Genomic DNA, 12511 nt, shown 5'->3' on the forward strand with positions numbered 1-12511 from the left:
GCCTCTGCCAGCTGCGTCATAGACACTAGTGATACCATGCAACCAGTATTTCCTTCTTATGGTATAGACGCTTCTAGGGTTGTAGCCAAAGTTCTCTGCTACGGTCGCTATAGGATGACCTTGACTCAGTTGATGCAGCATGAGCAGTCTGATTCGCGCTCTGGCATTGCCTTCTGTTTTAGATAATTGCAGAAAATCGTGGTCTGTGAGTTTATGATTTCTAGGGGTCTTTTTCGGCATATGATTCTATTATGTTGTTGAGTTGGTTGTATTGTACCTTATTTTGTGGAATTGGTATTATAGAGCTGTATTAATAAAACATAGACATAAAAAAAGGCCACTTATTACAAGTGGCCTTTTTTATGTTCTAAGGTTAATTATATGCAATTAACTTTCGTTATTGCTACCAGACTCATTGTCTGATGGAGCCGACTTTTTAGACTCTTCTTTGGTTTTGCGAGTGCGTGCTTTAGGCACTTTAGGAGAGGTCAGGTTTAATAGACCTGTCTGCGGCAAAAGTTGCTCAGAGATATTCTCAATCATACTCTTATAGGTCTCAATGCTGGTCTTATTTGAAGCACCAGCTGAGCTGTCTTGAGCTTCAGACTTGGCCTCTTGCGCCACCTCAGAGCTCTCTGAACTAGCCTCATCTGTTTGTGAGTCATCAGCAGCCAAAGCTGTGGCAGGCTCTAAGTCTTCAGAAGCTTGTTTAGCTGTACCAGAAGTCAGTCTTTGGGCGGCAGAGATTAACTGATCCCAAGGCTGATTCATTGCTTTTAGGAAGGCTGCTTCCGTCTGACCAGACTGAATAATATCTAAGCCTTCTTGTCCTAGCACTTGGTTAACGAAGCCGCCAACATTTAAGGTTAGCAGGCTTGCCATTGAGGCATTAGAGCTAGAGCTGTCCGCTTCCTTTGCAGTCTCTGCCGTAGCCTGAACTTCAGCAGTAGGCTCCTGTTCTGCTTCTGTAGGTGCTGATTCTACGACTACATCAGTAGTGGTGTCCGCTACTGGTGCTGTGTAGTCAGGATGCTGACCACGAGGATCGTTTGACGCTCTAGCACCAATAGGGCTTGGCTCAACTTCTGTTTTGCCTTGCTCGATGTTATGAGCGGCCACAGCAGAAGTCATCTGAGCGAAGCGCTCTAAATAGCTAGGAGACAAGGACTGATAGCCATAGTTAACAAAGCTAAAGGCTTGTAGTGACTCAGACGCACTTTGTTTTACCGACTTACGTTTAGTAGCAGGCTTCGAGTGACCGCCTGAAGTTTCTTTGTGCGCATTTAGAGCCGCTAAGAAACAGGCAATTACCCCATCTTTAGCCAAACGCATACTGGGCTGGGCCAGATGAGTATGGATAAATTGCCCCACGGTACCGGTAATGACTGCTGCTGGCACAACTTGAGGTTGTTCAGTTTCAGTTACCTCAACTTGCTTCATTAAAGAGGCTTTGATTAAGCGAGGATCATTGCTGGCTTGACCAAACTTTTGTGCTGCTACGTAACGATCAGCAAACAACTCGTCTGTGTCAAAGCTTAAGCTACCGCTGTCGCTTTCAGACTCATTGTCTTGAGCTGGTTTCGCTTCAGCTGGCTTGGCCTTTTGTTTAGCAGTTTCTGTTTTCTCTTTTGTTGGCTCTTCAGCAGCTTTCTCTACTTTTTGAGCAGCAACTTCAGCGGACTTGGCTTCAGTTTCACCAGCTTTGTCAGCTACTTCTGGCTTAGCAGCTTTTGGCTCCTCAGCAGCCGTAGCTTTCTGAGCTTCAGCCTGGTCCGCCTTCTGGCTACCTGAGTCAGCTTTGTCTGCTTTTTCTACTTTCTTCTCTGAAGCAGCAGCTTTTGGCTGTGCTTTGGCAGTAGGCTTCTCGTCTGATTTAGTAGAAGCTTTAGACTCTGGCTTACTGGCTTTCTCAGACTTAGCGTCAGTAGCTTGACTGGCCTTGGTATCGTCTAATGAGATGTGAACCACTTCAGATTTCTTCAGAGTGACTTCAGCTTCAGTGACTCTTAGGTTTACCTCATTAGGATCTACTTGGCGATCGTTTTGTGAGCGAGAGCCATTTCTATCAGAGCCTTTGTTTTTGTCTTCTGACTTAGCACGGTGGTCTTGATTGCTGCTAGAAGACTTGCTTTGTGGCTGCTTGGCTTCACCACGCTCAATGGGACCACGTGACTCACGTTTGCTATTAGGCTCACGTTTTGGCAGCTCTTTAGCATTGGTACCACTGTCTTGACTTGGCGCTGAGGTTTGAGCCTCAGACTTGTCTGCCTGTTGAGCTGACTTTTTATCTTCTTTTTCAGGTTGACGACGACGGGTCTCTGACTTAGCACGCTTGTCGTACTTATTACGGCTTCTGTTGTTGCGTGAACGACGACGCTCTTTATCGTTATCGCTTTCTGTGCTGCTGTCGTCTTTACTTTCTGTCTCAGCCTGTGTGGTTGTCTGAGCCACAGTTGCAGACTGAGGAGCAGGAGCAACAGGAGCTGCGCTTACTTGACCAAAAGCACCACGGCTTTGAGCGCCCGTATTTACGATAGCTTCAATAGCTTGAGCAGCATCAGCACTGCTGACAGTGGCTGACATTTGTGCTTGTGGGGTTGGGGCAAACAAGTTTGATAACCAAGCCACAGCCGCAGGTTTGGCCTGTTCTACCTGCGCTTGAGCTTGTTGTTGCGGCTGGGCAGGAGCAGCTGTATTAGCCGTAGGTGCAGCCGCTGCTTTATTAGTTTGAGCTGGTTTGTGGTTATCAGCACTGGCCTGAGGAGCAGGTTTGCGTGGCTGACGGGTAGGCTGCTGCTCTGGGCGCTCAGATTCAGCAGTTTGCCAATCTACTTCATAACCTAAGCTGCTGGCTTCTTGTTGCTGAGTGTCAGTCACACGCTCATAGCTTGCTGGAGCAAAGCCATGGTGGTTGAAGTGTAGGTTGAAGTTTGGTGACTCAAGATGCGCGTGCGGCAAAATAGTAATGCGTGTGCCACTGTCTTGCTCAAGGTAGACTAAGCTTTCGCGTTTTTCGTTCAATAAAAACGCAGCGATATCAGTAGGTACTTCAGCCTGAACCTCACCATGACGCTCTTTTAATGCTGTCTGTTCAATTTGACGCATGATAGACAAAGACAAAGAGCGCAGGTCACGAATCATACCGTTACCATGACAGCGAGGGCAGATATAACCAGTAGACTCTTCCAGTGATGGACGCAGACGCTGACGGCTCATCTCCATCAGGCCAAAGCGTGAAATCTCACCAAATTGAACACGAGCACGGTCATATTTGGTGGCTTCAACCAGACGTTTTTCGACTTCTTTTTGGTGTTTGTTGTCGTTCATATCAATGAAGTCGATAACAATTAGGCCACCCATATCACGTAGACGAAGTTGACGGGCAATCTCATCAGCCGCTTCTAAGTTGGTGTGATAGGCGGTCTCAGCTACGTCAGCACCTTTGGTTGATTTGGCTGAGTTAATATCGATAGACACCAAGGCTTCAGTTTGGTCAATAACAATTGAGCCCCCTGAAGGCAGGCGTACTTCACGCTGATAAGCGGTCTCAATTTGGCGCTCAACGTTGAAGCTTGAGAACATAGGCTCAAAGTCGGTGTATTTGCGCAGCTTATCAATTTGGGTTGGCATAACCGCTTTTATGAAGGTTTCGGCCTCAATGAAAGCTTCTTCATTATCAATCCAAATCTCAGCGATATCATCACGTAGATAGTCACGTACCGCACGAGTCACTACGCCAGCTTCTTGATGCACTAGGCGAGGAGAGGCGTATTTTTTATTCTGGTCTTGGATGGCATTCCAGATGTTTAGCAGATGGTTTAAATCGTGCTGTAAATCTTCTTGAGTCTTACCAATACCAGCGGTACGTACGATAACGCTCATGCCTTTAGGCAGGTCTAAATTGCCTAGCATACGCTTCATATCTTCACGTAGTTTGCCAGAGATTTGACGAGAGATACCGCCGCCTTTCGGGTTGTTTGGCATTAAGACTAGGTAGCGGCCGGCCAACGATACATAAGTAGATAGAGCAGCGCCTTTATTACCGCGCTCTTCTTTTTCTACTTGAACGATAAGCTCATCACCTTCTTTGATTAGCTTACGGATGTTTTCTTCGCGAGGATTGCCTGATAGGTATTCGCTAGCGATTTCACGGACAGGCAAGAAGCCTTGGCGTTTTGAGCCATACTCGACGAACACCGCTTCTAAAGAGGGCTCTACGCGGGTAACGTGGCCTTTATAGATGTTGGCTTTTTTCTGTTCGCGGGTGCGGTTTTCAAGATCAAAGTCATAAAGATGGTTGCCTTTACATAAAGCAACACGTACTTCTTCGTTGTGAGTGGCGTTAATAAGTATGCGTTTCATTGCTGTGTCCTAGTTAGGTCATGACACACAATGGCTGATACTTAGAAGATAAGCTTGAGCATGAAGAGAGCTAAAATATAAGCCTTCTATTCAATAGCGCATTTTTCTGATGATACAGTAAAACTGACGGTATTTTATGAGTAAGCAGACCAAGGATAAGAGCTTGTAAGCAAACTTTGTTTAGGTGTTATTTATTTAAGCATTAGGCAGCAACAGTCAGTTTCAGCGTCCTGCTGTCATTAAGTTGGCAGTTTGTCATGAGCTTTCAAGATAGGTAAAACTAAGGGGGTCTTGAAAGGCACACTCCTTACTGGATGTCTGTCATCCGTATTTACTGCTTTTTTCAGCTTCAATTGACTAGAAACTGTCTTACTACGTTAATGCTTAAGGTTGAAAATAGTCATAATCAAGGCGTTTCGAACTGAGTTATTTAATGCTGATAAGGAGAGGTGTAAGGTCATCCTTATGTCATGCTGGTGTGCCTAACTAATTTGTATTGTCATTAGTAAAAGGTCAGTGACCAAAAAGATCGTCTGTCTTAATTATATAAACTTAATCAATTAAATTTAAAAATCCTAAAGTTTTATCTCATTATCAATTTAGAGCTCAATTTGACGGGGCGTACTTGGCAAATAACGGCTTTTTCATTATGACAAAAAGCAAGGTTTATTAAGCGTTTCATTACAGTTATTTGACCGCCAATTGGCAAAATTTGGTCTTAAATATTCATGCTTATTACCAGTAATTCTAAGGGGTAGCTTAGATTTAATCTGTGTAAGTTGTAAGGTTACACAGCTTGGCTAGCGGCTACGTTAGGTCACTGGGCTTTCAATAATTAGCAAAGGCTTTTGGCCAAGGCTATTATGTTTCTAAGATATTAGAACATTGTGTACATGTTAAATTTACATGGGGGTGTGGCGCCAAGTCGGCAAACCGGAGTTGTAAGCTCCTAAACCACCTACCCAAAATCATTGTTTATAAAAATAACGTTGTGGGCTGACTTTATATTCTCTACAGAATATTTAACAAGATGCTCATTGCTACACAGGTATGCTGTTGCAAATTAAGATCTAATAATGGTGCCGCCGAGTGAAATTATAAAAGAGCCATAAAAATAGGCGTTTATTCATAACAATACACGAGACACAAAGTCAACGTGTTAGACTATACCAAATCTTTTGCCAAACACCTAACAAAATATGTCAAAATTCAATCGAAAATCTGAGAAAACTGTAGATCAAATGAACGATAAAAACCCAAAAATAGAGAAAGACCTAGAAGGGCTTATGGCCAGTGTAGGCGTTGAACCGTCACAGGTTAAGCGTCATTCTACTAAAGCTCGTCCACAAAGTGCTGATGAAGATATTAAAGACTTTGGTCAAGTAAATCACCTAGAGGTGACACGCAATCAACATGGTCAGCGGGTAGATAACTTTTTATTAGCACGCCTAAAAGGCATGCCTCGTGCTCATATTTATAAAATGATTCGCTCGGATGAAGTGCGCATTAATAATAAGCGCTGTAAGCCTTATGACAATCTTGAGCGTGGTGATGTGGTCCGTATCGCTCCTGTAAGACTAGCGACTCGTGAAAAGCCAGTGATTAGTGAAGGCTTTGCCAAAAGCTTGCTAGAGCGTGTGGTATACGAAGATGAAGGACTTATTGTGCTTAATAAGCCTTCAGGTATGGCGGTACATGGTGGTAGCGGACTGGACTTCGGGGTGATTGAAGCCATGCGTGATGCTACCAAGAAAAAGTACTTAGAATTGGTGCATCGCATTGATAAAGACACTTCAGGGTTGTTGATGATCGCCAAAAAGCGCTCAACACTGAAGGTTCTGCAAGAGCATCTGCGTGAAAAGACCATCCAGAAACATTATCTATGTATAGTCAAAGGTCAGCCTGCCTTAAATGACATTAATATTGATGCGCCTTTACTGCGTTACACGCTTGCTAGTGGCGAGCGCCGAGTCAAAGTGGACAAAGGCAATCCTGACGCCAAGCCTAGTCAGACCACCTGCAAAGTGTTGGCTCGTTTTGAGATTAATGGAGAGCCGGTTAGCTTAATAGAAGCCATGCCTCATACTGGACGCACTCATCAAATCCGTGTCCATTTGGCGTATTTGGGACATCCTATTTTAGGGGATGATAAATATCACATTAATGACAAGTCTGGTGTACGTCGTTTGTGCTTGCACGCTTGGAAGCTGGATGTGCCTGAGTATGAGATGATTAAAGCGCCACTACCTGAGGACATGCAGTCACTAGTGCCTGCAGATTTTAAGTTAGATTAAGCTTGGCACAAGGACAGACTATTATGAATGAACTTGCCCCTAATGCTGAGCATGACTTAAAACATAAGTCGCTGATTATTTTTGATTGGGACGGCACCTTGATGGATTCGATAGGCTTGATTGTAAAGTCTATGCATGTTGCCGGCGAGGCCAATGGGTTTTCCACCACGGATGAAGAGGTCAAATCTATCATTGGCTTAAGCCTTATCCGTGGGATACAAATTCTCTATCCCCAAGCCAGTGCAGAGCAGCATTTGGCCATTCAGCAAAGCTATGCCGATTATTATGTTCGAGCCAGTGTTGAGCCTGATCAGCCTCATTCACAGTTTTTCTCTGGTATCGAGGCCATGTTGCAGCAGCTTAAGGCACAAGATAAGCAGTTGGCTGTAGCGACAGGTAAAAAGCGAGCAGGGCTGGATCGGGTTATGGACTATTCACAAAGTCGTCATTACTTCGTGAGTAGCCGCTGCGCTGATGAGTCGGGCTCTAAGCCAAACCCACAAATGCTAAAAGACATCCTGCAAGAGACTGGTTATCAGGTGGCCGATGCTGTCTTTATCGGTGACAGTATCCATGATATACAAATGGCCAACCAGTTGGGCATGACCTCTATTGCGGTGAACTATGGGGCTGCCAAACCCCAAGTGCTTGCCGCAGAAAATCCGACCTATCAGGTGGATACCCCCGAACAGCTCATTAAGCTGTTAACGGCAGGCTAAGTTTTATCGGACTGTCATATCCTCAAGGGAGCTGGTGTTTGCCACAGCTCCCGATTTATTATTTTTTAACATGCCGAACCGTTTCGGTGTAACTGAATTAGCTTTGCTGACTTGCTATGACTGACTCTAATTTTAAAAATAAACTTCAAGCTTATATTCATTTGACCCGCTTTGATAAGCCTGTGGGGATTGAGCTGCTCTTATGGCCCACACTTTGGGCTGTATTCTTAGCTGCCTTTGGCAATGCTTTAACTGAGGCTTCTGATAAAGCAACGGCATTACCTAGTGTGCTGCCTTCTTGGTCAGTGCTGCTAATTTTTGCACTTGGGGCGATACTGATGCGGGCAGCGGGCTGTGCTATCAATGATTTTGCGGATAGAAAAGTGGATGGCTCGGTCAGTCGCACTAAAGGAAGGCCTTTAGCGGATGGCAGATTATCAGCAAAGGAGGCCGTGGGTGCCTTTTTGGTACTGTCTCTTATCAGTGCTAGCTTGTTGTTTTGGCTACCCATAGAGGTCTTCTACTGGTCGATTGGGGCGGTGATACTGGCCTTTATTTATCCCTTTATGAAGCGCTTTACCCATTTGCCACAAGTATTTTTGGCAGCAGCTTTTGGCTGGGCCATTCCTATGGCTTATGTCGCTGTCCAAGGTTATCCTGATATTTGGTGTTGGTTGTTGTTTCTTGCTTATATGTGTTGGACAGTGGCTTATGACACCCAGTATGCTATGGCAGATCGAGAGGATGATTTAAAAATTGGGGTTAAGTCGACAGCAATATTGTTTGGTCGTTTTGATGTATTAATCATCTCTTTGCTACAGACTGCCTTTTTGGTTCTGATGGGGGTGGTTTTTTATCATTATTTTGTAGAGACAAGACTGGGTTTGATTCCAATTTATGCTTTAGGTCTGGTCGCCATTTTATTTGCTCAGCAAAATAGAGCTTGTGCTACCCGTAACCCTATGGCCTGTTTCAAAGCCTTTTTGGCCAACGTCTGGGTAGGGCGATATGTGTTTTTGGTAGTAGTTTTAAGTAGTTTGTGGATTGAGTTTAACGGCCTAACTTAACTTTTTAATTATGAGATACGCTGATGGCAAAACCTTTTAAAACCGCTCCTTTTAAGACAACTTTAAATAGCCCGGCCACACAAGAGGCTAGGCAAAGATTTGAAGAGAATTTGCTAAAAGAGGGGTTAACTCGGCAGCAAGTGATAGAAATGGAGCGCAGTTTGGCCAAATTTGCTAACACCATGGATTCTGTGGTGCGTATCCCTTTTACCAATCAAGGCGTGGGGGCAGATGCTGCATTATCCACAGTACCTATCGCTGGTGATGTGGCAGGGCTACTTTTAACCAGTTACGCTTTTATGTTGGGCATAAGATTAGGTGTCCCTGCCAAAAAATTAACGCCAGCGGTTAGATTGGCCTTAATTGATTTGGTCGTAGGGGTAGTGCCGGTTGCGGGTACGGTTATGGATGTCTTTTTGCGTCCTAGCCGTAGGACGTTAGAGATTGTGCGTGACCACCTACAAGTGGAGTATGGGATACAAGAGACTACCCATATTGATCGCCCTTTCATGCATGAAGCCTTACAAAAAAAGCAGCGGCAGTCTAAGTTTTGGCGTAACCCAGTAGTCGCTTGGATTTATTTACATGTCCCCGATATCTTAGGCCTCATCGTATTAGTTTTACTAGCCCTGGCTGTGTGGACTTTGGGCTCTTGGTTTATCGGCTTATTTGCTACCCAGGCGTAGATATATTTAAGCTTTTTAGACTATAAATGTTTAACCCATACCTTAAAAAGGTGTGGGTTTTTTTATCTCTAGTTTTTGGGTTATAGCAACGAAGCTATTGCGGCTTAAGGATTTCAGAATCTGTCTTGACCGCATCAAATTCAGCCCTTTGATTCTCATAAAACAAATCCATGCTAGAGCCGCCACCATGAGTGACCAGTTCAATAGAGCCATCTGTAGAGCGGTAGGTAGGGTTGTTGCCTTGTCCGGAGGGCGCGGTTAGTAGGATGCGCTTACCAGAAGGCAGTCTTAAACTTGCTTGTAAGGTAGCCGTAGCAGAGGTTTGGAACGTCACATGGATACTACGCCCTTCGCTGTCTTGATATTCAACGTCGGTAACTTGGATTTCTGAAGCAGGCGGCGTATTTTTTGTGGTGGCTGACTCTGTGTCTTCATTAGAGGCTGAGTTCTCAGTTTCTGTTGGCTCTTTTATTTGAGACGGCTGCGTAGAGTCAGTCTTATTAGAGTCTGTTTCAATCTCTAAAACTTCCTCTTCTACCCCTTCTACTGGCTGAGCCTCACTACTGTCTTTATCTAAGGCAGTCGGGTCTGACATCTGAGCCGAGTTTGTGGCTTCAGCTGCATCACTATTGGCCTTATCTTGATTGTCGCTGGGTTGTTGGCAAGCAGTTAAGCCAAGTAAACCTCCAAGCAGCAGGCCAGATAGCATAAGTTTTGGACTAGGGTTAACAGACAATGATTGAGCCATAATTTACCTCTCTATTAAAGCTAAAAAAAGCCTTTGTATTGGTGCTTTGTTGATAGCTTTGTGTTTTTTTATTCTCGATAAGCCGTAGAGTTAATCACAGCCTAGAGTCAGACACAACCAACCTGGTTTAAGATGTGTATGAGTTATTTAGCGGTTTCTATCTGAGCGGCAAGTAATCAGCTTTGTTGGCTATAAATTGACCGTGATCACCAAGCGACGACCAGCTGCATGATTGCGGTGCTCACATAAATAAACGCCTTGCCAAGTGCCCAATCCAAGCCGACCGTTTATCAACGGGATATTTAAGCTCACCCCGAGCATCATGCTTTTAAAGTGTGCTGGCAAGTCATCAGACCCCTCTAATGTATGGCGATACTGGGGTTGGTCAGCAGGAGCGACTTGATTTAACCAATCTTCAGTATCGAGACGAACATCAGGGTCCGCATTCTCGTTTATGGTCAAGCTGGCCGAGGTGTGTTGTAAAAACAGGTTTATCATTCCCACCTTGGCGCCCTGTGGTAGAAGGTCGTTGAGCGCTTGCTGTATATGAGGGGTGATAATATGGATGCCACGAGTGTAGGCAGGGAGAGTGAGGGTAGTTTGATAAAAAGCCATATGTAATCCCTGTAATAAATAACCCTTTTAATAAATAAACTGAAGCCTAAAAACAATAATCTACTAGGGCTCTATAATTTAAAAAAACCACTGTCTAATAAGTACTGTGCTTGCGACAGCTTGCTTTTTACGGTGCTATGAACAGACTGTAGGGTATCTGCAGAGGCGACTCCGCTTTGAAACTGCTGGTCCGCTGCTTTTTCTAGTCGAGCTAGGCAGTCGTCTATTAACTGCTGAACCCGAGCGATTTTTTGTTCTAACAGAGCCTTTTGATGCGAAGAAAGAGCCGTTACGGGCTCATCATCAGCAGCAATATCCTCATTTGTATTCAAAGTGCTTCGCAGCAGGCTAGGTAGGGCTTTCGTCAATATCTGATCAAAAGCGGACAAGTTTATCTCACTGCCTAATAAAGCTTCACTATAAGCTATGGTGTTTTCTGCAGAAAAGGTCAGCTGCCCTAATTGCATGAGTAGCTCCGTCCCAAAATATTCTGCCTTATCTGCTAACGATAATTCACTAGGGGACATCAGGTCACAGTCTGCTAGGTAGCTGTGACTGCGCTCGATCAGTAATTCTGAAGTAGGCTGCTGCTGAAGTTCACTAAGCTCCATATCAGGGGCTTTTAAATTATGTAGGCTATCATTGCTCTGTGCATCAGGGTGAAATTCCCCGTACACAGATTGCAGATAGCTGCGATTGGCTAAGATATTGCTGGCTACTTGCTGTTGTCCATCACTTTGAACCCGCTGCATAAACTCAAGCATTGAGGTGAGCTGGCCGTAGGTAATGTCTTGGCTGGTCAGATTATTTTGACGGTCTATGATGGTGTTTTCGGCATAATCTGAATCTAAAGCTAAGTAGTCCTCGATAATTTCACCGAGTCGAGAGCCGGCTAGCTTATCTACCGTAAAGCGCTGATCTGGTGCCAGTTTCACTGAGACTAAAGCTAGGTACTGACTGTGAATCTTACCCAACAGTTGACGGAAGCTAATGGGCAGGGCAGGGTGATTTCGATATTTATCGATAGCATTGGCGATTTGTAGCTGCTCTGATGATGCCTTGGCAGTCTGCTGATTGGCCGCCGTGCTGCTATTGCCTAGATACTTAGGATTGGGCTGGCTATTGCCCAACAGCTTTTGTTTTGAGCGCCCACTGATGACAAATACCGTAGGCACAATGACAATTAGGCTTAAAATTAGGAGCAGTAGCGGATAAGACATAGCAAGGGCAACTTCTTAAATTGAGTGGGATAACAAGGTTTTTTCAACAGTTAAAAAAAATAGCCAGGCTCTCCAGCTTTATTCTACCGCTACTGAATGTATAATAGTCATTCAGATTAAGGCAAATAAAACTTTTGAGACTGGCTAATAGCACTAAACCCTTTTAAAGCTAAAAGGGTTAGCGGCTTATAATTACTGGCTTACACGAGTTTGGTAATCACCAGTACGCGTATCAACACGAACGATTTCGTTTTGTTGAACGAATAAAGGTACGCGAACCACAGCGCCAGTTTCTAGACGAGCAGGTTTACCACCACCGCCTGAAGTATCACCACGTACGCCTGGATCTGTTTCAACAATCTCAAGTTCTACGAAGTTTGGTGCAGTTACTGATAAAGGCACACCGTTGAATAAAGTGATGGTGCATAAATCGTTACCATTTTCTTTTAGCCATTGCTTAGCGTCGACCATTGCATTAGCATCAGCTTGTAATTGCTCAAAGGTCTCTGGGTGCATGAAATGCCAGAACTCACCATCGTTATATAGGTAGTTCATTTCAGTATCAACAACATCCGCTGCTTCTAAGCTTTCACCTGATTTGAAGGTTTGCTCTAATACTTTACCAGTACGCAAATTACGTAGTTTGACACGGTTAAAAGCCTGGCCTTTGCCTGGCTTAACAAATTCGTTATCAATAATGGCACAAGGATGGCCATCGAACATAACTTTTAGACCGGCTTTAAATTCGTTAGTTGAAAAACTTGCCACAATATTGCTCCTGATACATTTCAAATTAATGA

Annotated in this window: 10 protein-coding genes; 4 read left to right on the forward strand and 6 right to left on the reverse strand. The window is 44.4% G+C overall.

Going from position 1 to position 12511, the window contains the following annotated elements:
• Together A1232T_RS02295 and A1232T_RS02300 are read right to left on the reverse strand one after the other, a co-directional pair.
• On the reverse strand, positions 1 to 240 hold a 240-nt coding region (locus A1232T_RS02295), incomplete at its 3' end, for a helix-turn-helix domain-containing protein (RefSeq protein WP_143513938.1).
• Positions 241 to 387: 147 nt separating this feature from the next.
• Positions 388 to 4362, reverse strand: coding sequence for an Rne/Rng family ribonuclease (locus A1232T_RS02300; RefSeq protein ID WP_077447862.1), 3975 nt, complete (start codon positions 4360 to 4362; stop codon positions 388 to 390).
• 1199 nt (positions 4363 to 5561) lie between these two features.
• On the opposite strand from A1232T_RS02300, the gene A1232T_RS02305 reads away from it, so the two are divergent.
• The 4 genes from A1232T_RS02305 (at position 5562) to A1232T_RS02320 (ending at position 9128) form a co-directional block, all read left to right on the forward strand.
• Positions 5562 to 6656, forward strand: coding sequence for an RluA family pseudouridine synthase (locus tag A1232T_RS02305; protein WP_143513939.1), 1095 nt, complete (start codon positions 5562 to 5564; stop codon positions 6654 to 6656).
• Between the two features lie 23 nt (positions 6657 to 6679).
• Positions 6680 to 7375, forward strand: a complete 696-nt coding sequence (locus tag A1232T_RS02310) for an HAD-IA family hydrolase (protein ID WP_095532716.1) — start codon at positions 6680 to 6682, stop codon at positions 7373 to 7375.
• 116 nt (positions 7376 to 7491) lie between these two features.
• The gene (gene ubiA, locus A1232T_RS02315; protein ID WP_077447864.1) at positions 7492 to 8442 is read left to right on the forward strand and encodes a 4-hydroxybenzoate octaprenyltransferase; all 951 of its coding nucleotides are present in this window, start codon (positions 7492 to 7494) and stop codon (positions 8440 to 8442) included.
• 149 nt (positions 8443 to 8591) lie between these two features.
• On the forward strand, positions 8592 to 9128 hold the full coding sequence (locus A1232T_RS02320) for a DUF4112 domain-containing protein (protein WP_244152342.1): 537 nt from the start codon (positions 8592 to 8594) through the stop codon (positions 9126 to 9128).
• 94 nt (positions 9129 to 9222) lie between these two features.
• Here the strand turns inward: A1232T_RS02320 and A1232T_RS02325 are convergent, their stop codons facing one another.
• From A1232T_RS02325 to efp, 4 genes are all read right to left on the reverse strand, one after another.
• Entirely contained in the window at positions 9223 to 9876 is a 654-nt protein-coding gene (locus A1232T_RS02325) for a hypothetical protein (RefSeq protein ID WP_077447866.1), read from the reverse strand.
• 189 nt (positions 9877 to 10065) lie between these two features.
• The gene (locus tag A1232T_RS02330; RefSeq protein WP_077447867.1) at positions 10066 to 10491 is read right to left on the reverse strand and encodes a secondary thiamine-phosphate synthase enzyme YjbQ; all 426 of its coding nucleotides are present in this window, start codon (positions 10489 to 10491) and stop codon (positions 10066 to 10068) included.
• A 71-nt stretch (positions 10492 to 10562) separates the two neighbouring features.
• Positions 10563 to 11711, reverse strand: a complete 1149-nt coding sequence (locus A1232T_RS02335; RefSeq protein WP_077447868.1) for a hypothetical protein — start codon at positions 11709 to 11711, stop codon at positions 10563 to 10565.
• Positions 11712 to 11903: 192 nt separating this feature from the next.
• Entirely contained in the window at positions 11904 to 12479 is a 576-nt protein-coding gene (gene efp / locus A1232T_RS02340; protein WP_077447869.1) for an elongation factor P, read from the reverse strand.
• Positions 12480 to 12511: the final 32 nt, after the last annotated feature.

Origin of the sequence: Psychrobacter pasteurii, from assembly GCF_900162815.1 — a bacterium.
Classification (GTDB): Bacteria; Pseudomonadota; Gammaproteobacteria; order Pseudomonadales; family Moraxellaceae; genus Psychrobacter; species Psychrobacter pasteurii.